The sequence below is a fragment of the Cohnella cellulosilytica genome, assembly GCF_042431195.1.
Lineage (GTDB): Bacteria > Bacillota > Bacilli > Paenibacillales > Paenibacillaceae > Cohnella > Cohnella cellulosilytica.
The window spans coordinates 147,657-170,896 of record NZ_JBHMDN010000079.1; the positions used below are offsets into that span (position 1 = coordinate 147,657).

The 23,240-nt window shown below is 56.4% G+C and carries 22 protein-coding genes and 1 other annotated feature; of the genes, 2 read left to right on the forward strand and 20 right to left on the reverse strand.

From position 1 onward, the window contains the following. Window positions 1–57: 57 nt before the first annotated feature. Window positions 58–1,050, reverse strand: coding sequence for an RluA family pseudouridine synthase (locus tag ACFFT4_RS33920; RefSeq protein ID WP_378054487.1), 993 nt, complete (start codon window positions 1,048–1,050; stop codon window positions 58–60). Next, window positions 992–1,546 carry a signal peptidase II gene (lspA, locus tag ACFFT4_RS33925; protein WP_378054074.1) on the reverse strand — a complete coding sequence of 185 codons (555 nt, stop codon included), beginning with the start codon at window positions 1,544–1,546 and terminating at the stop codon, window positions 992–994. Before lspA ends, ACFFT4_RS33920 begins: the two co-directional genes overlap by 59 nt. A 195-nt stretch (window positions 1,547–1,741) precedes the next feature. On the opposite strand from lspA, the gene ACFFT4_RS33930 reads away from it, so the two are divergent. Beyond that, the gene (locus tag ACFFT4_RS33930; protein ID WP_378054076.1) at window positions 1,742–2,482 is read left to right on the forward strand and encodes a TraR/DksA C4-type zinc finger protein; all 741 of its coding nucleotides are present in this window, start codon (window positions 1,742–1,744) and stop codon (window positions 2,480–2,482) included. Between the two features lie 24 nt (window positions 2,483–2,506). On the opposite strand, the gene ACFFT4_RS33935 is transcribed toward ACFFT4_RS33930, so the two are convergent. The 9 genes from ACFFT4_RS33935 to ACFFT4_RS33975 all read right to left on the reverse strand — a co-directional run bounded on the left by ACFFT4_RS33935 (window position 2,507) and on the right by ACFFT4_RS33975 (window position 10,779). Further along, window positions 2,507–2,770 (reverse strand): DUF5665 domain-containing protein, encoded by a 264-nt coding sequence (locus tag ACFFT4_RS33935; protein ID WP_378054489.1) that lies wholly within the window; start codon window positions 2,768–2,770, stop codon window positions 2,507–2,509. Between the two features lie 462 nt (window positions 2,771–3,232). After that, the gene (gene ileS, locus ACFFT4_RS33940) at window positions 3,233–6,325 is read right to left on the reverse strand and encodes an isoleucine--tRNA ligase (protein ID WP_378054078.1); all 3,093 of its coding nucleotides are present in this window, start codon (window positions 6,323–6,325) and stop codon (window positions 3,233–3,235) included. 62 nt (window positions 6,326–6,387) lie between these two features. Continuing rightward, window positions 6,388–6,646: a binding site (T-box leader), on the reverse strand. Window positions 6,647–6,701: 55 nt separating this feature from the next. Then, window positions 6,702–7,187, reverse strand: a complete 486-nt coding sequence (locus ACFFT4_RS33945) for a DivIVA domain-containing protein (protein WP_378054080.1) — start codon at window positions 7,185–7,187, stop codon at window positions 6,702–6,704. An 83-nt stretch (window positions 7,188–7,270) separates the two neighbouring features. Beyond that, on the reverse strand, window positions 7,271–8,056 hold the full coding sequence (locus ACFFT4_RS33950) for a YlmH family RNA-binding protein (protein ID WP_378054082.1): 786 nt from the start codon (window positions 8,054–8,056) through the stop codon (window positions 7,271–7,273). A 6-nt stretch (window positions 8,057–8,062) separates the two neighbouring features. Beyond that, window positions 8,063–8,335: a YggT family protein gene (locus ACFFT4_RS33955; protein WP_378054084.1), complete on the reverse strand. Its 273-nt coding sequence runs from the start codon at window positions 8,333–8,335 to the stop codon at window positions 8,063–8,065. Window positions 8,336–8,342: 7 nt separating this feature from the next. Next, a complete protein-coding gene (locus ACFFT4_RS33960) occupies window positions 8,343–8,801 on the reverse strand; it encodes a cell division protein SepF (protein WP_378054086.1) in 459 nt (152 codons plus the stop codon). A 2-nt stretch (window positions 8,802–8,803) separates the two neighbouring features. Then, on the reverse strand, window positions 8,804–9,502 hold the full coding sequence (locus ACFFT4_RS33965) for a YggS family pyridoxal phosphate-dependent enzyme (protein ID WP_378054088.1): 699 nt from the start codon (window positions 9,500–9,502) through the stop codon (window positions 8,804–8,806). A gap of 7 nt (window positions 9,503–9,509) precedes the next feature. Continuing rightward, window positions 9,510–10,325 carry a peptidoglycan editing factor PgeF gene (gene pgeF / locus ACFFT4_RS33970; protein ID WP_378054090.1) on the reverse strand — a complete coding sequence of 272 codons (816 nt, stop codon included), beginning with the start codon at window positions 10,323–10,325 and terminating at the stop codon, window positions 9,510–9,512. 175 nt (window positions 10,326–10,500) lie between these two features. Beyond that, a complete protein-coding gene (locus tag ACFFT4_RS33975) occupies window positions 10,501–10,779 on the reverse strand; it encodes a YlmC/YmxH family sporulation protein (protein WP_094041605.1) in 279 nt (92 codons plus the stop codon). Window positions 10,780–11,473: 694 nt separating this feature from the next. Between ACFFT4_RS33975 and ACFFT4_RS33980 the strand changes: the two genes are divergently transcribed. Continuing rightward, a complete protein-coding gene (locus ACFFT4_RS33980) occupies window positions 11,474–12,397 on the forward strand; it encodes a transposase (RefSeq protein WP_378054092.1) in 924 nt (307 codons plus the stop codon). A gap of 986 nt (window positions 12,398–13,383) precedes the next feature. Here ACFFT4_RS33980 and sigG read toward each other — a convergent pair. The 9 genes from sigG to murG all read right to left on the reverse strand — a co-directional run bounded on the left by sigG (window position 13,384) and on the right by murG (window position 23,240). Further along, window positions 13,384–14,166 carry an RNA polymerase sporulation sigma factor SigG gene (gene sigG / locus ACFFT4_RS33985; RefSeq protein ID WP_378054094.1) on the reverse strand — a complete coding sequence of 261 codons (783 nt, stop codon included), beginning with the start codon at window positions 14,164–14,166 and terminating at the stop codon, window positions 13,384–13,386. A 95-nt stretch (window positions 14,167–14,261) separates the two neighbouring features. Next, the gene (gene sigE, locus ACFFT4_RS33990; RefSeq protein ID WP_378054096.1) at window positions 14,262–14,984 is read right to left on the reverse strand and encodes an RNA polymerase sporulation sigma factor SigE; all 723 of its coding nucleotides are present in this window, start codon (window positions 14,982–14,984) and stop codon (window positions 14,262–14,264) included. Between the two features lie 15 nt (window positions 14,985–14,999). Further along, window positions 15,000–15,962 (reverse strand): sigma-E processing peptidase SpoIIGA, encoded by a 963-nt coding sequence (spoIIGA, locus tag ACFFT4_RS33995; protein WP_378054098.1) that lies wholly within the window; start codon window positions 15,960–15,962, stop codon window positions 15,000–15,002. A 298-nt stretch (window positions 15,963–16,260) separates the two neighbouring features. Beyond that, on the reverse strand, window positions 16,261–17,406 hold the full coding sequence (gene ftsZ, locus ACFFT4_RS34000; protein ID WP_378054100.1) for a cell division protein FtsZ: 1,146 nt from the start codon (window positions 17,404–17,406) through the stop codon (window positions 16,261–16,263). A gap of 53 nt (window positions 17,407–17,459) precedes the next feature. Next, window positions 17,460–18,710 carry a cell division protein FtsA gene (ftsA, locus tag ACFFT4_RS34005; protein WP_378054102.1) on the reverse strand — a complete coding sequence of 417 codons (1,251 nt, stop codon included), beginning with the start codon at window positions 18,708–18,710 and terminating at the stop codon, window positions 17,460–17,462. Window positions 18,711–18,942: 232 nt separating this feature from the next. Further along, complete coding sequence (locus ACFFT4_RS34010) at window positions 18,943–19,683, reverse strand: cell division protein FtsQ/DivIB (protein ID WP_378054104.1); 741 nt, start codon at window positions 19,681–19,683, stop codon at window positions 18,943–18,945. Between the two features lie 99 nt (window positions 19,684–19,782). Next, window positions 19,783–21,057, reverse strand: a complete 1,275-nt coding sequence (murA, locus tag ACFFT4_RS34015; protein ID WP_378054106.1) for a UDP-N-acetylglucosamine 1-carboxyvinyltransferase — start codon at window positions 21,055–21,057, stop codon at window positions 19,783–19,785. Between the two features lie 16 nt (window positions 21,058–21,073). Next, a complete protein-coding gene (gene murB / locus ACFFT4_RS34020) occupies window positions 21,074–21,979 on the reverse strand; it encodes a UDP-N-acetylmuramate dehydrogenase (protein ID WP_378054108.1) in 906 nt (301 codons plus the stop codon). A 151-nt stretch (window positions 21,980–22,130) separates the two neighbouring features. Continuing rightward, window positions 22,131–23,240, reverse strand: coding sequence for an undecaprenyldiphospho-muramoylpentapeptide beta-N-acetylglucosaminyltransferase (gene murG, locus ACFFT4_RS34025; RefSeq protein ID WP_378054110.1), 1,110 nt, complete (start codon window positions 23,238–23,240; stop codon window positions 22,131–22,133).

Below are 23,240 nucleotides of genomic sequence, written 5' to 3' on the forward strand. Positions count from 1 at the left end.
ATTTGCAGTTATCGCAGCGCTCGCTCCAAAAGCGGAAAATCGCAACGCCCCGCGAAGCTATCTCGTCCTTAAGATGCCGAGCGAATGCTCCATATCCTCCGGAAGCGGAGCGGAAAATTCCATGTACTCTCCCGTTCTCGGATGCTGGAAGCCCAGCACTTCCGCATGCAGCGCCTGGCCCGACATGCCGAGCGTCCGGCCGCTCTTGCCTCCGTACACCGGATCGCCGACAAGCGGGTAGCCGATATACTTCATATGTACCCGAATTTGGTGCGTCCGCCCCGTCTCCAGCCTCAGCTCGAGCAGCGTATACTCGTCGAAACGCTCGTCCACCGAGAAATGGGTGACGGCATGTTTGCTGTTTTTATCCGTAACGACATACAGCTTGCGATCGTGGTTGGCCCGGCCGATCGGCGCGTCCACCGTTCCTTTGTCGTGCTGCATCACGCCGTGCACCAGCGCGCGATATTTGCGCGTTACGCTGTGCTCCTTCAACTGTTCGGCCAGCGACGCATGCGCCAGATCGTTCTTCGCCACCATAAGCAGACCGGACGTATCCTTGTCGATCCGATGCACGATGCCCGGCCTCATCACGCCGTTGATGCCGGACAAATCCTTGCAATGATGCAGCAGCGCGTTCACGACCGTACCGTTCGGGTGTCCGGCCGCCGGATGAACGACCATGCCCCGCGGCTTGTTGATCACGATGACGTCGCTGTCCTCGTACGCGATGTCCAGCGGTATATTTTCGGGATAGGCCTCGACCGGCTCGGGCTCGGGAAGCGCGATGCGGATGACGTCTCCCACGGCCAGCTTGGCGTTGGACTTGACCTCGCTTCCGTTCACCGTCGCCGCGCCGGAACGAATCCATTCTTGAATTTGCGAGCGAGAGAACGACTGCTCCTGCTCCGTCAACGTTAGCGCGATATGCTTGTCCGCACGCTCGCCTGCCTGTCCGTCCTTAATCGTCCACTCGAAATCGTAATCGCCTTCAGACAGACTGCTGTCCGGAAGATTGCTCAGGGGACTGCTCTTGGGATTGCTCTCCATTGCCATTCGTTTTATTCTCCTGTTTCATAGTCAGCAGCGCGTCCAAAATAACCATACCGACGCCTACGCATATTGCCGTGTCCGCGAGATTGAAAATCGGGAACGTATACGATCCGAAATTGAACTGCAAGAAATCGACGACTTCGCCGTACAGCGCGCGATCGAGGAAGTTGCCGACGGCGCCTCCCAGTATCGTGGCCAAAGCGGCCAGCAGCAATTTAGTGCCCGTGCGGTAGGAACGGTGCAGATACCAGAGTATCCCGCCAACGACGACAATCGTGATCACGATAAAAAACAGCCGCTGCTCCTGCAGCATCCCGAAAGCCGCGCCCCTGTTGCGAATATGGGTGATCATGAAAAAATCTCCCAGCACGGGAATTCTTTCCGTATCCAGTTCGACCGTGCGGCTGATGACCTTCTTGCTCGCATAATCGATAAGAAAAACGATAACCGCGATTCCGTAATAAACCCATATCGGCCAAATCCGACGTCGCATTCCTGTATTCCGCCCTTCGTCTCATTCTCCTGCCTGTTGATTTTATCATACCCCGACGAGGAGAGTCCACGAGAGCAAGTAAAAATCGACAAAACGTCCAGACAAGTCCGAACCGCCGCAGCACGTAAAACGGCACCCATCCGAGAAAACTAATCCCGATCGGACCATTCGAACGCATTTCGTCAAAGGGAGTGGATGATCTTGTCGAAGCAACTGGACCAGGAAACATTCCAAACATTAAAGCGCAGGCTGATACAGGAAAGATGCGAGCTTGAGCGGCGCGTGAACGATAACGGCCATTTCGGCCTTGCCTCCTCGTATCGCGACTCGACCGGCGAGCTCACCGGGATCGACAATCATCCGGCCGATGCGGGCACGGAGATGTTCGAACGGAGCAAAGACTTGGCCCTGCTGGAAAAGGAAGCGTTCCGGCTGGAGCGCGTGGACGCCGCGCTGGAACGGATGGATACGGGGGAATACGGACGTTGTGCCGCGTGCGGCCAGTTTATTCCGGCGGCCAGGCTCGAAGCGCTGCCGACGGCCATCTACTGCATCGAGCATGAACCCCGTCAGGAGCCCTCCGACGACCGTCCGGCCGAGGAGCCGTTCCTCGCTCCTCCGTTCGGCCGCACCAGCCTGGACGACAGAGAGGACCGGAACGGCTTCGACGGAGAAGACGCCTGGCAGATCGTCGAATCGTGGGGAACCTCCAACACGCCGGCGATGGCCGAAGACAACAACGTGGAAGATTATAACCACATGGAAATCGAAGCCGACGAGAACGACGGATTCGTCGAATCTTACGAAAGCTTCGTCGCCACCGACATTACCGGCAATCACGTCTCGATCGTGCGCAATCACGCCTACCACCGGTACATCGACGACAACGAAGGCGAACACCTGCTCGAGCCGGACGAGCGGCCCGGTTCGTTCTGAGCGCGTTCGGCGGCAGGCCCGGCCTCAATACGGGTTAATCTCAAGCTGCCGCTGAACGATTCGCACAATGTCCGCGATATAATCGCCCACGATCGGCAAATTCAGCGCCCCGAGAACCTGCAGCAAATAAACGATCGTCGCGGCGAAAAACGTAAAGCCCAGAGCGATGCCGACGCCGCGGGCGGTGCCTGCGAGAAAATTTCTGAAGATCAGCTGCCAGGGGCGCTGCATCAGATTGACGTACTCCTTGAGCTGGGCTTTCTCCATATCGACGGACAGTCTTTCCAGCTTGTGGGACAGGAAGAGCAGCGTCCCCCTCAAATCCTTCGTTTCCTCGGCCAGCCGCTCCGCCGGCTCGTCCGGGTTCGCGTTCGCCGGCTCCTTGGACTGCGCGTTCGGGTGCGCGTTCGGCTGATCATTCGGGTGCGCGTTCGGCCGATTGTCCGCTTGCTCGCTCGGACGTACGTACGCCGGATCGTTCGGGTACGCGTTCGCCGACTCATCCGATTGGCCGTTTGCCTGTCCGCTCGGATTCCCGGAGGTCAGCTTAACTTGGATCGAATTCGGTTTTCCCTCGTTCTTCGAATGGTTCGTCAAGATTTCACGCCTCCCTTGCATCCTTTATTGTCTGCATTACCCGTGAAGGGAGAAAGCAAAACGAGCCCGGCTCCGGGCGCACTCGCTGCGCCCCGGAGCCCTGAAGCTCGTCTTATCGGTTTCCTTATTATGTTTAGCTTACATTGGGAACGTTTATGCTTGCGAAGCGATCGCTATGCCGATCGTTTTCTCTCCGGCCTGCACCTCTTCGGTCGCGTCCGTTTTCCCGAAAGAAACGGCGTTCACCAGCACGTTCTCCCTCAGCACCTCGTCGAACGCGCGCAGCGCCGCTTCCAGCTCCGCGTCGACGTCGAGCACCAGATCGACGCGCTGCTCGATCGGCAAGTCGAGCTTCTTGCGCGTATCCTGCACGGCGCGGATCACCTCGCGCACCCAGCCCTCCTGCTCCAGCTCCGGCGTGATCTCCGTATTAAGCGCCACCGTCAAGCCGCCGGCGGACGCGGAAGCAAAGCCCGTCTTCGCTTCCTTCTCCACGAGAATTTCCTCCAGGTCGACGGTCAGCGTCTCGCCGTCGGGCGATACGAACTCGTACTTGCCCGCTTGGACCACGCCGCGCGTCACGTCGCTCGACATCGTCTTGAACGCCGCCTGGATCGGCCCGACGTTTTTGCCGTATTTCTTGCCCGCGACCTTCAGATTCAGCTTCAGATTAAAGTTGACGAAGCCTCCGTCGTCGCTGACGATCGTAATCCGCTTGACATTGATCTCGTCCTGCACGATCTCCTCGTAGCCCGCCAGGTCGAAGCTTTCGCTCAGCGACACGAGCAGCTCGGACAGCGGCTGACGCGTCTTCAGGCCCGTCTCGTTGCGGACGTTCCGAGCCAGCTCCACGATAGCTCTCACCGCGCCCATCTCCCGCTCCAGCTCCGCGTCGATCGCCGCCGTATCCGCCTGCGGATAGTCGGCCAGATGCACGCTGCCTTTTCCGCCCAGATTGCCGTAAATATCCTCGGCTACGAACGGCGTATACGGCGCGATCAGCTTGGACAGCGTCAGCAGCACCTCGCCCAGCGTCTGGTACGCCGCCAGCTTCGTCTCGGTCAAGCCGCTGCCCCAGAACCGGTCGCGAGAGCGCCGCACGTACCAGTTCGACAGCTCGTCGACGAACGTCTCGATCGCCTTCGCCGGGTTGAGGAAGTCGTTGGCATCCAAATCTTCCACGACTTCCGCGATCAGCGTGTTCAGCCTCGAAAGAATCCAGCGGTCCAGCTTGTTGTCCAGCTTGACCTTCGCGTGCTCCGCAGGCTTGTAGCCGTCGATGGAAGCATACAGCGCGTAGAAAGCGTGCGTGTTCACGAGCGTATCCACAACCTTGGACTTCGCTTCGCCCACGATGCTCCTGGAAAATCTCTTGCTGTTCCACGGCGCGCTGTCCGCCAGCAGCGACCAACGGAACGCGTCCGTGCCGAATTCGTCGATGATTTCCCAAGGATCGATGACGTTGCCCTTGGACTTGCTCATCTTCTGGCCGTTCTCGTCGAGCACGTGCCCGGTCGAGATCACCGACTTGTACGGCACCTGGCCGTTGTATAGCGTCGATACCGCCAGCAAGCTGAAAAACCAGCCGCGCGTCTGGTCGATCCCTTCGCAGATGAAGTCCGCCGGATACTGCTCCCGGAACTTCTCCTCGTCCCCGTAGGGGTGAAAATATTGCGCGAACGGCATCGAGCCGCTGTCGAACCAGACGTCGATCACCTCGGACGCGCGGTTCATCCTGCCGCCGCATTCGCAGCGCAGATGAATGTCGTCCACATACGGCTTGTGCAGCTCAATCGTCTCCGGCACGTCTTCGATCGCCAGTGCGCGAAGCTCGGCAATGCTGTGCGGCGCTTTCTCCTTGCCGCAGCTTTCGCACGTCCACACGTTAAGCGGGGTACCCCAGTAACGGTTCCGGCTAATGTTCCAGTCGACCAGGTCTTCCAGAAACTTGCCGAAGCGGCCGTCTCTCAGGTGCTCCGGATACCACTGAATCTGCTTGTTGTTCTCGATCAGTTGATCCTTGACCGCGGTCGTCTTGATGAACCAGCTCTCCGTCGCGTAATAGAGCAGCGGCGTTTTGCAGCGCCAGCAGAACGGATAGCTGTGCTCCATCCTTTCCTTGTGGAACAGCAGCCCGCGCTCCGACAGCATCTTGACGATGTCGACGTCGCAGTCTTTGACGAAGCGGCCGGCCAAATCCGTCACTTCCGCGATATATTTGCCCTCGTTGTTGACGACCATCAGCATCGGAATGCCGTGCTGGCGGGCTACCCGGTAATCGTCCTCGCCGTGCGCCGGCGCAATGTGGACGATGCCCGTACCGCTTGCGTCGGAGACGTATTCGGCGTCGATGATGCGATAAGCGTTGTTGACCTTAACGTAAGGAAACAACGGCTCGTACGTCAATCCGACGAGCTCTCTCCCCTTCATCGTACCCAGCGTCTCGTATTCGCCCTTCAACACCTTGTCGGCGAGCGCCGCGGCCACGACGTACACTTCGCCGTTCATCTTCGCCCGCACGTAGTCGAGCTCCGGGTGCACGGCCAGCGCCACGTTCGCCGGCAGCGTCCAAGGCGTCGTCGTCCAGGCGAGCACGTAATCGCCGTTCTCCTGCAGCTTGAACTTCGCCGTCGCCGTCAAATCCTTGACGTCCTCGTAGCCCTGGGCGACCTCGTGCGAGCTGAGCGTCGTCTGACAGCACGGACAGTACGGGCTGACGCGATGGCCGCGGTACAGCAGCCCTTTATCATGAATCGTGGCCAAAATGTGCCATACGCTCTGGATATAGTTGTTGTCGAGCGTGATATACGGATCGTCCAGATCGGTCCAATACGCGATCGCCTCGGTCAGCTCGCGCCATTGGCGCTCGTATTCGAACACGCTCTCCTTGCACTTGATGATGAACGGCTCCACGCCGTACTTCTCGATCTCCTGCTTGCCGGAGATGCCGAGCTGCTTCTCCACGCCCAGCTCGACCGGCAAGCCGTGCGTGTCCCAGCCGGCTTTGCGGATAACGCGGTAGCCCGCCATCGTTTTATAGCGGCTGACGAAGTCCTTAATAACCCGTCCGAGCACATGACCGATATGCGGCTTGCCGTTCGCCGTAGGCGGGCCTTCGTAAAAGACGAAGTTCGGCTTCCCCTCCCGATTATCGATCGAGCGGCGGAACGTATCCTCCTTTTTCCACTGCTCCAGAACGCGCCGTTCACGGGCTCTGGCTTTCTCCTTGACGTCGACTCTTTGCATGAGAGTTCATCCTTTCGATTGCTTCATTGCTGCTGCGGCAAAAACAAAAAGACCCGCCCCAAAAAAGGGACGAGTCGAACTCGCGGTACCACCCTTGTTCCGCTCGCTTGCGCAAAATCCGCAGCGGCGGCAACTCAGCATCCGGTAACGGCGGACTTTCCGGCCTCGCTTACTGACCGCCGCTGCGTCAAACATGGCAGGCGCGGCTTTAGGCAGGCATCTCGGGGAGGATATTCGGCGCATCCCTCGCGTTGGCTCGCACCGGCCGCCAACTCTCTGAGCTCGGGTGTTGCGCGTACTCGTTCCCGTCTTCGACATTGCTGCGATAAATCGTATATCCTTGTTATACTTTCCCGAGAAGCTTTTGTCAAACCGTTTAGGCTTCGATTCCCCGAGGCTCGCGTCCTTCGAGCGAATCCCAGCCGTCCTGGGACAGCAGTTCCATCTGCGATTCGATCAACGCCCGGAACCTCGCGCGATAGATCGTCGCCTGCTTCTTCAGCTCTTCGACTTCCAGCGCGATTTTGCGGGATTTGGCCAACGCGTCGTTAATGATGCGATCGGCGTTCTTCTCCGCTTCCTTCACGATCAGATGGGCTTCCTTCTTGGCGTTGTTCTTCAACTCGTCCGCCGCTTCCTGCGCAACGATGATCGTTTTGCTCAGCGTCTCCTCAATGTTGGAGAAATGTCCCAACTTATCTTGAGAAGCGGCGACCATATTTTGCAATTCCTTGTTCTCGCGGATCATCGCTTCGTAATCCTTGATAATCTGATCGAGAAACTCGTTGACCTGATCTTCGTCGTAACCGCGAAGGCGGCGGGCGAATTCTTTGTTATGAATATCCAATGGGGTCAGTGGCATCGGTGCACCTCCTCGGTCCTGATTTCCAAGCAACCTGTTCACAACATCAATTCGACGAAAGCTGAAAAATTCCTTCTGCGCTGCTACACAAATTTCCCGATGCGCACCCGGATTCTGCCGCTTTTCGACACGCCTTCCACGTCGATCACCTTAAATCGGCCGAAACCCTTCATCGATACGACGTCTCCAGCTTTGAGCGGATGCGAGGGATCCTCCACCGGCTTCCAGCTCACGCGGCATCTTCCCGCCTTGATCGGAGCCATAATCTTCGTCCGGCTCAGCCGAAAAACGTCGCTCGCGATTCCATCAAGCCGCATCGAAGCGACGGACAGCACCTGCTCTTCGAGCTCGACCGCGATTTCGCGCAACTCGGAGAGCGGCCGCACGGACACGCTCACGTCCACCCGGTGGGCCTGCTTCATATGCCCGACGAGAAAATCTCCGATCTCTTCCGCGATCAAGGCATGGCAGCCCGTATCGCTGACGTGAAGATCGCCGATTTTGTCCCGTTTGATGCCCAGACCGAGCAATGCGCCCAAATAATCCCCGTGATCCAGCTCGGAAATTTTGCGATCGTCGGAAGCGATATCCAGCACCGCGATCCCCATATCCTCGCCGTCCAGTTGACGGTAATCGGGGGCGATCAGCGCCCGCTTCCTCTCGGCTAAAGGGCTTCCCCCGTCCAGCCGAACCTGGGCGTCCGGCTCTCGGTTCGCCAGCGTAAACAAAATATGCGCCTGACGCGGATCGAGAAAGTCCGTCCGCTTCGTCTCGTGACGTTCGGCGGCTCTTTCGACCCACTCCCAGGCGCGATCCACGAATGCTTTTTCATCCGGATGAAAATGCTCGTAAATACGGTTATCCGACATGGACGGCTACGCTCCGAACAGAAATCTCAGCACGGCGATCAAGCCTTGCGCGACGAAACCGAGCGCGAAGTAAGCAATGATCGGGGAGATATCCAGCATGCCGCCGATCGGGGGAATCAGCCTCCGGAAAGGCTTTAGATACGGTTCCACCAATTTGCCGAGAAGCTCGCCGACAAAGCTCTCCCTCACCGCCGGAAGCCAAGACATGAGCACGTAAATGATGATCATGTAAGAGTAGATGCGGTACAGAATGCTAATGTAATATTCTATTTGCTCCAACCTGGTGTCACCTCATTTTGGGATAGTCGGCGGATTCCTCGGACAGCATTTCCGTAATCGTTCCCGACACTTCCACCGAATCCGGCGTGCAGAGGAAAATGTCCGATCCCAGTTTGGAGATGTGGCCGCCCAGGGCGTATACGGTGCCGCTCAGAAAATCGACGATCCGGATCGCCTGGTCTCTTCTGACGCGCTGCAGGTTGATGACAACCGAACGGCGAGACTTCAGGTGATCGGCGATTTCCTGCGCTTCGTCGTAGGAACGCGGTTCCGTGAGAACGACGCGAGCGGCCTTCTGGGAGTGAATGCTCACGACGTTGTTCTTACTTGAATGTTTACGCGTTTCGAACGCGGGAGTTTCAATTTCTTGTTCCTCGTTATCGGCCAGACGCTCGCGGTCCGCTTCTTCCAGCTCCTGCTCTTCCTGCAGCCCCAAATAATTAAGGAACCGATTCATAACGCCCATTCCTATCCCTCCTTGAATTCTTCTTTCCCGACGAGCACCGTTCCCAAGCGCACCCAAGTCGCGCCTTCCTCCACGGCCACTTCGAAATCGTTGGACATGCCCATCGACAGCTCCGTTAACGGCTCGTCCGATACGGAAGATGCGTTCAATTCTTCCTTAAGCTGTTTCAGCGCCCGGAACACCGGCCTCGTCTCCTCGGGATCGCTATAGTGAGGAGCCATCGTCATCAGGCCGATCGGCTTGATCCGGTCGAACTTCCTCAACTTCTCCAGAAAAGGGCGGACCGCCTCCGGCTCGAGTCCGTGCTTGGACTGCTCTCCGGAAACATTCACCTGCAGCAGACAAGGAACGGACAGCTCCAGCGCTTGCGCCCGCTTCTGGATCGCCTCGGCAAGCGATTCGCGATCCAGCGAATGAATGTAAGCGAACTTTCCGACCACGTCTTTCGCTTTGTTCGTCTGCAGGGAACCTATGTAATGAAAAACGGCTTGCCCCTGGAGCGCCTCCCATTTTGCCTTCGCGTCGGGCCAGCGGTTTTCTCCGATATGAGTCACACCTTGCCGCACGACGGCTTCCGCCGCGGCGGTCGACACGTATTTGGTGACCGCGATAATCCGCACATCCTCGCGGCGCCTGCCGCTCCTTGAGCAAGCCAGCTCCAGCCGGTTCTCCACGTCTCGCAGTCGGCTTTCCAATGCCACGAAACGATCACCTCGATTTCTTGCCCAACCAGCTCATCATCCGGCCCGTCGCTCCCCGTTCCTTCCGGTGGGAAAACAACAAATCCGTACGGCAGCTTGTACACCATGAAGACATTTCGATGCGGCTCGGCATAATTCCTGCTTTTATCATAAGTTGTCGGTTCAAATGTTTCAAGTTTAGCTGCGCCCGATCGCCAAATTCGTTCGGTTTGACGACTTCTTCCGTCGACAAATTCGCCAACGGCCGCACATGCCTAAGCACGGATTCATCCACCTCGTAGCAGCAGCCGCCGATCGACGGCCCAATCGCCGCCCGCATATTTTCCGGCAGCGCTCCGTAAACCTCGCGCATCTTTTCCACCGTTTTGACCGCAATTTCGGCCACGGTCCCCTTCCAGCCCGCGTGGGCCAGTCCTAACGACCCCGTCACCGGATCATAAAAATAAAGCGGGACGCAATCGGCGTAAAACATCGCAAGCAAAACGTCCGGCTCGTTCGTAATCATCGCGTCCGTGTCGGCGAAAGCCGTCTCCCGGCTTGCGCGTCCCCGCCCGGCATCCTTCGCCGCGACGACGCGCACGTCGCTCCCATGCACCTGCTCCGCGCAAGTGAAAGCCGCGAATTCCCATCCCAGAAGGCCGGTCACCGCTTCCCGGTTCGAGACGACGTGATCCGGCTCGTCGCCTACGTGCAAGGCGACATTCCCCGCGTGTCTCGTCGTAAATCCGGCGGTCAATCCGTCCGTTCCGCACCAGGACTGCAGTATGAACAGCGAAGAAGGACGATCCGCCTCCTTCTCCTCGCGCAATACATAAGGCTCCAACTATCGCACCTCCGACTCCAAGTGTACCATAGCCGCGTCGCAAGCGGAAGAAAGCGCGCCCTCCGGCACGCGATCTTCCCGAGTGCGCATCCTCGCCCCAGCCTCCTTGGCGCATCCCCGTCCCGTCTTCCCAAGCGCGCATCCTCATCCTATCTGCCTGAGTGCGCATCCCTTCCTACCTTCCCGAGTGCGCATCCCCATCCTCCAGCCGGTACACCTTCGCGTCGTCCAAACGAACCAACACGACATCGGTCCCGATCTTCACGATATTCCGCCAAGGTATGACCACGTCGTTGCCCCCGCCGAACATCCCGAACAGCCTCGTAGAGGTGGGAACCACGATCGAATCGATGCGCCCCTGCCGCAAATCAAGCTCCAGATCGCTGACCTGCCCCAGCTTCTTCCCGTCGACGATGTTGATTACGTCCTTCGTCTGAAAATCCGATATTTTCATCCGTTCACGTCCCCCCGTCCGACCGGGCATTGTTACCCTGCTATTAAATATATGATCCGTCTAAGAAAAATGTACGATGCCCCTCTTTTATCCACCATGATATTTACCCAGCCGTCGTTATCCACCGGTCCCTCCCATTCTGCGACCTCACACCGCATACAGCTCTTTATCCCCTCGGCTCAGGAGACTTATTGAGAAATCCCCCCTCCCCGCTTTTTCCTCCTTATAGCCATTATCCCCTTCCCTCAGAATGTCTTTTCTCATCCCTACTGCATAGTCCAAAAGACTCATTTTCTCCGCTCCTTTCGGATACCCATTTTTCTCCTTATGACCATTATCCCTTCGGCTCAGTTTGCGAACAGTTTCGCTTAAATGTTTTTGCTCCGTTTTTACTCCGTTTTATAAATCGCTCCATTTATATGCTGATTAATTTATATAACGATTTGCTTATATGACGTTCCGTTTTTATGCTGCTCCGTTTTATATGCTGTTCCATTTTCTATATTTGCTTGTTTTTACATCGTGCCCTTCCACATCAGCCCCGATCCACGCCTCCACTTCCTTCTACTATCCCCTTCATTCAGGAATGGACACATGTGCGCGCAATAAAAAAAGGGCATCTCCCACTTGCAAAAATAGAAAAAATAGTATATTCTTAAATAAGAACAAATGTTCTGTATGGAGGTGAGAGACATTGACAAGCAACCTATCCTTTGAGCAATTTTGCGACGAGTTCAATGACGAGCAAATCTGCATTGATGCCTTATTTTCAGCGCGCTGGCCCCAAGGATTTCGTTGTCCGAAATGTGCCCATCCTCACTGCTACGAAATTCATTCCCGCCGGCTTCCGCTATACGAATGCCGCTCCTGTCGCTCGCAAACTTCTCTCATCGTCGGGACCATTATGGAGGGCAGCCGAACGCCCTTACGATTGTGGTTCCAGGCTATTTTTCTTCACGCCCGGCCGCGCGGTATCAGCGCCTCCCGGCTCGCGGAAGTCATGGGAACAACTTATAAAACGGCTTGGCTCATCTGCCACAAAATCCGTCATGCCATGTCCGCTTCCGATGCTGGTGAACTTCTCGACGGAATCGTACGAATCAACAGCGGCGCCTACGGTAAACCTCACAATCCAACCGTGTTCCGTCATCCTCAAAAGCAGCCTTTACTGGCCGGCGTTTCGATGGATGACAAGGAACTTTTCTCTCATGTAAAAATCAAGCATGTCCCGGACGACTATCTGATCCACGATCGGATTACCAATGGAGGCAAGCGCGATTTCATCGAACGCTATGTCGCCCCAGAAGCCACAATTATTTCTGCCGTTATTTTGGAATACAGCCCCGATCGCTATCGCCCGCTTATACAGCTGTGCCAGCAAGCAGGCAATTGGATTAACTATATGTTTAACGGGATTGGTCCTAAGCATTTGCAGTCTTACCTGGATCAGTTTTGCTTTGGGTTGAACAATCGCGAGAGATCCTCCAGCCCATTTCATCGTCTGCTTCAATGGAGCGTCTCTTCTCTCGTAGTGACCTATCCAGATTTGATAAGCCGTGTCGACCACTCCGCCATCCACAAAAGCACCTATTCTAAACTGCTGAAAGAAGCATGCTAATTTCTCTCAATGTCTATGCCATTGCATGCGACACTGTTATCCATTCTACACACTCGACCTCGTCGTCCATTTATGTCTTCAGACGATCCCGAAAAATTCTATTGTTCCATGAAAGCTTTGTTCTGTTCAGGTTGCTTCAACGCATCTCCGGCAAAATGTTTTCTGATCACCTGACCGTTTTCGCAATAACGAGTAAGTTATCCTAGACCTTTCGATACTCGCTCCTATTATTCTGTCCGCATCCAGACGCATTGATTTCTTGCTCGTCTCTGTACCAACCTCCGGACTCGTCGTTTAGCTTCTTGCACCTTTTGTTCCCGTTCTGTACTTATACCTAAATAGTTCCCGCTCCGTCCTTATACCTAATGTTCCTGTTTGACAGGTTATCCGACTGAATCGCATTTGTTCAGCCTGTCTAGTTATTGAGTATGCCTATGCCTAGCTATTGACTGTGTCTATGCCTGGTTATTTAGTATCTCTATGACTGGTTATTGAGTAGTACGCCAAGTTTATAAAGGGGCAATAATGATGCAATAACGATTTTCTGAGTTAGTTCTGAGCTAGGGGGATAATGGCTATAAGAGCGAGGATGGGCATATGCCAAACATAATATGGGTGAAAATGGAAGGGGATTTGGCCAGCAAAGAAAATCTGGACTGAGGACCGGAGGAGGTGCCGGACGGGAGAGAAGCTGCGGAGATGTAGGAGGGAGCATCCTGAAGGGACGGGATAATGGCTATAAGGGAGAAAACAGCGGAATATGGCGGAGGAGCTGTGCGGAGTAGGATGAGGTGGAGTGCGATGGAGTGTGGTGCGGTTGAGTGCAGTACGGTGGAGTGTGCAGTACGGCGGAATGCGGTACGGTGGAGGATGTGGTAGAGTGCGGTGGACGAGGTAAGCGGAGTGAAGTGAAGCAAGGGACAAAAAGAGAGGAGAGCAGCTCGATGCGAGGCGCTCTCCTCTCCCTTTTGATCTGGAGTGGCAAGTTACGTTTTGACGTGTTTTTGCATTTGTTGGATGGCCGACTTCTCGAGACGGGAAACCTGGGCTTGCGAGATGCCGATTTCGTCGGCGACTTCCATTTGCGTTTTGCCTTCGAAGAACCTCATGGACAAGATCATTTTTTCGCGATCGTTCAGCTTTCTCATCGCTTCGCGCAGAGCGATCTCTTCGATCCATTGGATGTCCTTGTTGCGTTCGTCGCTGATCTGGTCCATCACGAAGATCGGATCGCCTCCGTCATGATAGATCGGCTCGAATAAGGATACAGGATCCTGAATAGCGTCCAAGGCAAAAACGATGTCTTCCTTCGGAACGTTCAATACTTCCGAGATTTCCAGAATGGTCGGTTCCCTGGAATGCTGATTCGTCAATTGATCTCTAACCTGCAGCGCCTTGTAGGCGATGTCCCGCAGGCTTCGGGATACGCGAATCGGGTTGTTGTCCCTCAGATAGCGGCGTATTTCCCCGATGATCATCGGGACCGCATAAGTGGAAAACCGGACATTCTGGCCTAAATCGAAATTGTCGATTGCCTTCATTAATCCGATGCATCCGACCTGGAACAGGTCGTCTACGAATTCCCCGCGGTTGTTAAACCGCTGAATGACGCTGAGGACCAACCGCAAATTGCCATTCACTAATTTTTCCCTGGCGGAAATCTCTCCACGGGTCTGTAGAGCGAGAAATAGTTCCCTCATTTCGGCATTGGTGAGAACGGGCAGCTTTGAGGTGTCCACTCCACAAATCTCCACTTTGTTACGGGTCAAGGCAATTCCTCCCGGGGAGCAGCATTAATGTAAAGTATCTCCGGGAAGGGGGTTTTTATTCCCATGGACAAGAACCCCGAATTTTCTTACAATTTCTAAACCATCTTGTTGAATTCCTTACGAAGACGCTTTATAATGCGCTTTTCCAGCCGGGAAATGTACGATTGCGAGATGCCCAGCAAATCGGCCACGTCCTTCTGCGTCTTCTCCTCTCCGTCCGCCAGACCGAAGCGAAGCTCCATGATCGTCCGCTCTCTCTCGCTCAGCTTGTCGAGCGCCTTGTGCAGCAGCTTGCGGTCTACCTGCTCCTCGATGTTGCGGTAGATCGTGTCGTTCTCGGTACCGAGCACGTCGGATAACAGAAGCTCGTTTCCGTCCCAATCGATGTTCAGCGGCTCGTCGAAGGAGACTTCGGTTCTCGTCTTGCTGTTTCTCCTCAAGTACATCAGGATTTCATTTTCAATGCATCTTGAGGCGTAGGTGGCCAGCTTGATCTTTTTTTCCGGATCGAACGTATTGACCGCCTTGATCAGTCCGATCGCGCCAATCGAGACCAAATCCTCGATATGGATGCCGGTGTTCTCGAACTTGCGGGCGATATAGACGACCAGCCGCAAATTCCGTTCGATCAGCATGGCCCGAATAGCGGCGTCGCCCGTCGAAAGCCTCTCCAGCAAATACTCCTCTTCTTCGCGGCTGAGCGGGGGCGGCAAAGCTTCGCTGCCGCCGATGTAATACACTTCCTCGCTCTTCCAACCGAACCGGAACAACAGGCGATAAATCGACAATTGCGTCCTCAGCTTCAAGTTTACGAACATTTCTGCTACCTCCTGTCACGCAGGTTGAGATGGAGCCGACGATACGGGGTCGGCCTGAACCATGTCCGGATGGACGATGGCGCGATAAGTTCCTTCGGATGACAAAGTGCCTCCATCTAAACCAATGAGTACCCGGTTTACTTGAAGAGGGGGATGTCCGTCCCGATATAACAGAACCAGGTCCGGCTTGACGGCCAACATGAGCTTGCTGGATCCGTTCACGGCACGGTACGGTACTAGCCGGAGTCTGCCGCCCCATGCGTATGCCTCGGAAGCATGGGCATCGAGCTCCGAGATGAGCTTATCCGGAGGCTCCTGCTTCAACCGCTCGCTCCAGCCTGTCGGCAGCCGTTCTTTCCATACGTCGGCATCCATGACCATAACGGGGATGCGCGTAAGCGGATCGTACAGCCGGTTGCCCGTGTCGAGCAGCGCCCGGATCGTCCAGCTCTCCTCGTCAATACGGATTTCCGTCTCCCACACCAGTTGGTCGAGCTGCTGTCGCTTGCGGTCCGTCTCAGAGGCGCTGCGAAACATCCAGATGGACAATAGGAATGTGAGGATAAATAGTCCAAGCTGCATTTGCCATTCCAAAATCAATCCGCCATCCGGCGTAAACGTCATTGCGCCCCATGGTGAACTGGCGCTCCGCAGCAAAAAAGACAGTCCGATTACTCCGCCAAGAGTAGCGAAATTGACTACGTAAAATGCGGCGAAGTTGCGAAGGAAACGCAGCGGACCGCCATAACCGAACGAGAGCAGCACCATAGCGACTGAGACGAATACTTTGGCTCCGAAGGAATACATGTAAGGGATATGAGCCCAAAACATCAACGCTGCGTACGCCGCTCCGACAACCGCGGCCGCGAACAGGCGCGGACGAGACGGCATGATGCGGCGCGCCTTGGCGGTCGCCATCAGCACGGCTCCGTCCACGGCCAAGTTGGTCAGAAATACGAGATCCACATATACGGTCATACGGAGCCCCCATCCTTCATCGCCCGGAACATCGCCAGCATGCAGGCCGGGATGGATGAACCCAGTATAATCGCTTTCAAATTCGGTGTCTGTCTAATCTTGCCAGCCCTTCGTACCTTTTTTTGTCGAGTTAAGCAAAAACGCCTTCGGCATCCTTAGGACGGCGAAGACGCTTATGTCGGAGACGATTCGGAAAAGGATAGCGGATTTTATACTTTCTGAATCGTTGGCGAAAAAAGAGCTCCCGTCCACATGAAGTGGAACGGGAGCTTTGATTCCAAGCCAATCGAAACGAAAATTAACGGTCTCCGCGAGGACGATTCCTCAAGAAAGCCGGGATGTCCAATTGATCGCTCGACAAATTTTGGTTGCCGAAAGGACGCAGATTGTTCGTCTGACGCGCCTCGCTGCCCTGGCTGGCAACCGGGTCCGGCTGCGCCTGGCCTTGAGGCATTGCCGCCGAAGGACTCACCGGACGACGCGTAGGTCCTTTATGCTCGAAGCCTGTCGCGATAACGGTAACTTTAATCTCGTCTTTCAGACTATCGTCGATCATCGCGCCGAAAATCATATTGACTTCCGGATCGGAAGCGGCGATAACGATCTCGGCCGCTTCGTTGACTTCGTACAAGCTAAGGTTGGAGCCGCCGGTAATGTTCATGATGACGCCGCGAGCGCCTTCGATGGACGTCTCCAGCAGCGGGCTCATAATCGCCTTGCGAGCCGCTTCCATCGCACGGTTCTCTCCGGCCGCTTGTCCGATGCCCATGAGCGCGGAGCCGCGCTCGGACATGATCGTCTTCACGTCCGCGAAGTCCAAGTTGATCAAGCCGGGAACGGCGATCAAGTCGGAAATGCCTTGAACCGCTTGACGAAGAACGTTATCCGCTTCGCGGAAAGCTTCCAGCATCGGCGTCTTCTTGTCTACGATCTCGAGCAGCCGGTCGTTAGGAATCACGATCAGCGTGTCGACTTTCTCTTTCAAAGCTTCGATGCCCATCTCGGCCTGCATCGACCGTTTGCGGCCCTCGAACGTGAACGGACGGGTAACGACGCCTACCGTCAGCGCGCCGCTTTCCTTGGCCAGCTCGGCAATGACCGGAGCCGCGCCGGTACCGGTGCCGCCGCCCATTCCTGCCGTTACGAACACCATATCCGCCGAACGCAGCGAATTGGTAATGAATTCGCGGGATTCCTCGGCCGCTTTCTTGCCGACCTCAGGGTTCGCGCCTGCGCCGAGGCCGCGAGTCAGCTTGTCCCCGATCTGAAGCTTCTGTTCGGACTTGGTCAGGTTTAATGCCTGAGCGTCCGTATTCACCGTAACAAACTCGACGCCTTTCACGCCGTTCTCGATCATCCGGTTTACAGCGTTGCTGCCGCCGCCACCGACCCCGATGACCTTGATTTTCGCAAGTGGTTCCATTTCAAAATCAAACTCCAACATAATTAATTAACTCCTCCTTGCTTCGCTTGAATGGTTCTCTCGTAAGCGGCGGCTTAAATAAATTCCTTGAACATGTTTTTGAACCATTCAACAATGCCAGGCTTGGATTCCGTCGTCGCGCCGCCGCCCGCCGCTTTGGCTTTCGGAGCGCGCTTGGGTCCGACTCCGCCGCGCGTTCGAACATATTTGGTGACATACTGAATCATGCCGACGCCGCTGCTGAAGGAAGGATCCCTGACGCCGATGTAATCCGGTACCGCGATTCTGACATTCGATTCCAGCTCGAACTGGGCCAGCGGAAGTACGCTGGGCAGAGACACCGAACCGCCTGTCAGTACGTAACCGTTAATCTTGTCGTGGTAGCCGAGACGTTTCACTTCTTGGCGGATCATCTGGAAAATCTCCTGCATGCGAGGTTCGATGATGTTGGCCAGATCGAACTGGGAAAATTCCTTCTCCATGTTGCTCCCGACTCTCATCACCTTGAACTTCTGATCCTCGGCCGCGTCTTCAATACGAGCGCACCCATACTTTAGTTTGATTTTCTCGGCATGCTCCGTCTGGGTCTTAAGTCCGTAGCAGATGTCGCTGGTCACATAGTCGCCGCCTATCGGCAGCGTAGAAACGGCAGCAAGGCTTCCTCCTTCGAAAATCGCCAGAGTCGTAGATCCCGCGCCGATATCCGCGAGAACGGTCCCCATCTGCTTTTCGTCCTTGGTTAACGCCATCATCCCCGAAGCCAGCGACATCAAGATCAGACCGGATATTTTCAATCCTGCCTTCTCGACGCATCTCATCAGGTTATGAATTGCCGCTTTCGTTCCGGTAATGATCGTGCATTCGACTTCCAAACGGACCCCGATCATGCCTCTCGGGTCCTGAATGCCGGAAAGTCCGTCTACCAAAAATTGCTTCGGAACCAGCCCGATGATTTCTCGTTCGGGCGGCAGGGCAACCACTTTGGCCGCTTGCAAAACACGCTCGATATCTTCCTCGCCGATTTCCCTGTCTTCATTGGAGACGGCAACGACTCCGTGATTGCTCTGCAATGCGATATGATTGCCGGTAATCCCGACGTAAACTTCGCCGATTCCTATTCCGACCATGCGCTCGGCGTGGTCGACGGCGTTGCGGATGGATTGAACGGTTTGGTCAATATCGACAATGGCGCCTTTACGGATTCCGTCCGAATCGGCGGAACCAACGCCAATGATGTTAATGGCCCCGTTGCTGATCTCCCCGATAATCACCCGGATTTTCGAAGTTCCGATGTCCAGGCTGACGATGAGGTCATTGTTGCTCAACCGGTGGCACCTCCCGTAGATCGATGAAAATAGCTGCGAACAAGGGATGCTTCCTCTACATATTCCACATCCGCGAGATTTTCCCTCTTTTTTCAACAATTTTTTTAGTTTGCTCGGCACGGCCGAATCCGGCATTTCTAACGGATCCCGCTTTTGCCCATAAATGAAATTCTAGCATTCTTTTCGCCGATTGAGTAGAGTCCTTTTCCTTAAGTTTATCGGCCTTCCCGGCTTACTCGGCAACAATTTCCGTCGAATACGGCGAATAATAGTCCACATCCAACATCGTTATCTTTCCGGGTTCGCGATTTTGCACGATATCGCTCAAATAAGCGATTTTATCTTTTAACAGCTCGATCGACGTGGTCACTTCGAAGCGCGATCGCGTGAACAGCTTGATCCGTTTCGGGTAGGAGACGGACGGATCAGGTTGGATTTCGGACAAATCCGACAACAGGTATCCGGGCAAATCGCTGAGCGCCCGGCACAGCTCCGTCAAATTCGCGTCGTCCTCCTTCCATCCCGAGAGAATCGGCTTGTCCGGAAGCTTGTCCTTCGGCATCGGCAGCGCAAGCCCGTTCGATAGAATCGCCGACATGCCCCCGTCGGAAGAGAGTCGGACGGCAACCTGGGGGTACTCCTTCACTTCGACCCGCAGGACGCCCGGGAAGTTTTTGACAATCTGCACGCTTTCTATCGGCTGGAGTACTTCCGCGCGCCGCTTCAGCTTGCCGGCTCCCGGAAAGAAGAACGAATCTCCGGATGCTACGTCTAGCGCCTGAACGACGTCCTCGCGGCTGACGAACTCGTTGCCCTCTATTTGAATTTCAGATATTTTCGACAAAGGGGAGCGGAAGAAGAGCACGACAAGAAGAATAACCGCCAAGGCGATCAGCAGCCGAATCCACTTCTTGCCGCGACGAGTCTTCGGAGGTTCGATCTCCTTCTTCAGCGCGGGAATTTTCTCGGTCACGATTGTCCTCCCTTCGTCCTCATCTTGTCCGATTCATTCTAGCACAAAACCCCGCAGCGGAAGTGAGCTTCTGCGGCGGGGCCCGTCACCGTTAGCTGGTTAGCTGTAAACTTTGCTTCTGTGAACTTCGCGCTTGATATTGCCGCCGATGCGCCGGAACATCTCTTCGATCCGGTCGTAGCCCCGGTCGATATGATGAACCTGCTCGACAACCGTCGTGCCCTGCGCCGCCAATCCCGCCACGACGAGCGCGGCTCCCGCACGAAGGTCGGTCGCTTCGACGGTCGTGCCGTAGAGCTGGGGCACGCCGCGAATAAAGGCGTTGTTCAGATCGACGCGGATATCGGCGCCCATGCGGCATAATTCGTCCACGTGTTTAAATCGTCCTTCGAACACCGTTTCCTTCAGCACGCTTACCCCGTCGGCCAGCGCCAGCAGCGTCATGACCTGGGCCTGCATGTCGGTCGGAAACGCCGGATAAGGCGAGGTGACGACCCTGTCTACGGCCGTCGGCCTTTTAAAGGCGCCAACTCTCATTATATCATTGCCGGCCTCGATTTGAACACCGGCGCGGCGGAGAACGTGAATGAGAGAGGTCAAATGTCCCGGGTTCGTGTTTTCAAGCGTCACTTCTCCCCGTGTCGCCGCGGTAGCCACCATGACGGTTCCGGTGACGATCCGGTCCGGTATCACTTCGAATTCGCAGCCGTGCAGGGTTTCGACTCCGTCGATCGCGATCGTGTCCGTTCCGGCCCCGCTCACCTGCGCGCCCATTCGGTTAAGAAACTGCTGTAAATCCTGAATTTCCGGCTCCCTGGCCGCGCCGATAATCGTCGTTCGGCCGCGGGCCAGCACGGCTGCCATCATGATGTTTTCCGTCGCGCCGACGCTGGGGAAATCCAGGCTGATCTCGGCGCCCTGCAGCCGGCGGGCCGAGCATACGATTCTGCTGCCCTTCTCTTCGATTCTCGCGCCCAGCGCGGCCAAGCCGCGCAAATGCAAATCGATCTTTCTCTCGCCGATCGCGCATCCCCCAGGCTGATAGAGCTGGGCTTCTCCGAATCTTGCAAGAAGCGGCCCCATCAAAAACACCGAGGAACGCATTTTGCGCATCAGCGTCTCCGGAATGTGCGAGGATGTCGCGACTGCCGTTTCGACCGTCACCACCGTATCCTGATGCCGGGCTTTACACCCGAGATCCCGCAAGATGTCCAGCATGACCTCAATATCGAGCAGCCGGGGCACGTTGCGGATCGTCACTTCTCCTTCCGCGAGCAAGCTGGCGGCCAAAATCGGCAAAGCGGCATTTTTGGCTCCATGGATACGGATGGTGCCCGAAAGCGGGTTCCCGCCTTCAATCACCAAATTGTCCAAGGGATTCACCTCCGGGTTACCGCTCACCCATCATGAGAACCTCTGGCACCAGCGATATTCCGTAGGTTTGTTCGATGATTTGCTGCACTTTCCCAATGAGGGTGAGGACGTCCTCGGCCTTAGCGCCTCCGTGGTTAACGATAAAGTTGGCATGCATTTGGGATATTTCCGCGGCTCCCTGGCGAAGTCCTTTCAGCCCGGCCGCCTCGATCAGCCTAGCCGCATGATCGTTCGGCGGATTGCGAAAGACGCTGCCCGCACAAGCCATCTGCAGCGGTTGGGTGCGGCGCCGTCGATCCTTGTACGTCGCCATCGCCGCCGCGATCTCCTTGCGGTCTCCGCTCGCCAAACGAAATACCGCCCGGGTAATAATGCCCCGACGCTCCTGCAAAATGGAATGGCGGTAGGAGAATTTCATCTCCGCGTTCCCGAGCACTTCCCTGCTTCCGTCTTCCCACACGATGCTGGCCGACTGTAAGATGCGTGAAATGTCCGACCCGTGAGCTCCGGCATTCATATAAACGGCGCCGCCCACCGACCCTGGAATGCCTCCCGCGTATTCCAGTCCGGTGAGTCCTTCCTTGCCGGCCATGATCGACAGTTTGATGAAAGAATACGATGCGCCCGCGATCACCGTCTCGCCATCGAACCTCACCTCGTCGAAGCCTCTGCCCAGCTTGATGACCGCCCCTCGGACTCCCTTGTCGGACACCAGCGTATTGGACCCGCGTCCCAGCGTGCTCCATGGCACTCCATGGGCCGCGCACAGACGCAGAACTGCCTCGAGCTCCTCGTCGTTCTCGGGAACGATCAGCACGTCCGCAGGTCCGCCGATCTTCCAGGTCGTATGCGCGGACAGCGGTTCGTTCTCCCGAACCCGATCGATTCCCGCCCGCTTCAGCTCGGCAACCAATTGCTGCATGGTCCATCCTCCTTTCAAGTCCTTCGGGGCTGCGCGTCGTCGCCGCCGTCTTGCCCGCCGGTCAGACATTCACGATCACGCTGTATCTTATGACGACTGGGCGGGGGTGGTGACAAACGCCCAATTGCGCGCCTTTCGAAGGACGTTTCTTTTATCTTTTACGCGATAATCTCGCGATTTGATCGTAAATAATAGACGCCGATTCCGGCATGCCAAGTCCCCGGGACGCGGCGGACATCCGCTCACGCTGCGCCCGGTCGCCCATTATGGCCGCGATGCCCGCGAACAGTGTCTCCCCGCTCAGCTCCCGCTCGAGGATCATGTCCGCCGCTCCGGCGTTCATCAAGCTTCGGGCGTTCGCCTCCTGGTGGTTGTTCGTGACGTTCGGAGACGGAATCAGCAGCGACGGCAGCCCCAGCGAGGTCACCTCCGCGAGGAAGGACGCCCCGGCGCGGCCGACGTAGAGCGATGCCGCCGCCAGCACCTCGGGCATGCCCGCGATATACGGCAGCACCTTGACGCGGCCATCGGCCGCATGCGGGCTGCCGGCTACGGCGCTCTCCGTCTCCCGGTAGAACCGCTCGCCGGTCACGAACACAAAGCGCGCGTCCGGCAGCTTCCCGAGCTGCGGAAGCATGCGGACGAACGCTTCGTTCAGCGCCCGCGCCCCGCCGCTGCCGCCGACGATGAGCACGAACGGCGTTCCCGGCGCGAAGCCCAGCGACGCGTAGCCGGCTCGGCCGTCCGCCTTCAGCACGCGCGTCGCGCACGGATTGCCGGCGTAGACGACGTTCGGGCATTTGGCGAAATGCGGCTCCGATTCCTTAAAGCTCACCGCAACGCCGTCGACGTAGCGGCTCAGAAATTTGTTGGTCAGGCCCGGAAGCACGTTCTGTTCGTGGATGATCGTCGGAATGCCCAGCCTGGACGCGGCGTAGACGACCGGACCGCAGACGTAGCCGCCGGTGCCGACGACGACGTCCGGCTTGAACTTCCTCAGCAGCTCCTTGGAGCGGGACACGCCTTTCAGAAACCGCATGACGGTCTTCACGTTCTCCAACGACAGCGAACGCTTGAAGCCGGTGATCGTTATATTTTCGAAAGCGATGCCCTGTTCGGGGACGATCCGGCCTTCCAATCCGCGGCTCGTGCCGATATAGAGCAGCTCCGAGCCCGGCTCTCGCTCGGAAATTTCGCGGCCTATGGCCAACGCGGGATAAATATGTCCCCCGGTGCCTCCTCCGGTCAACACGACACGCAT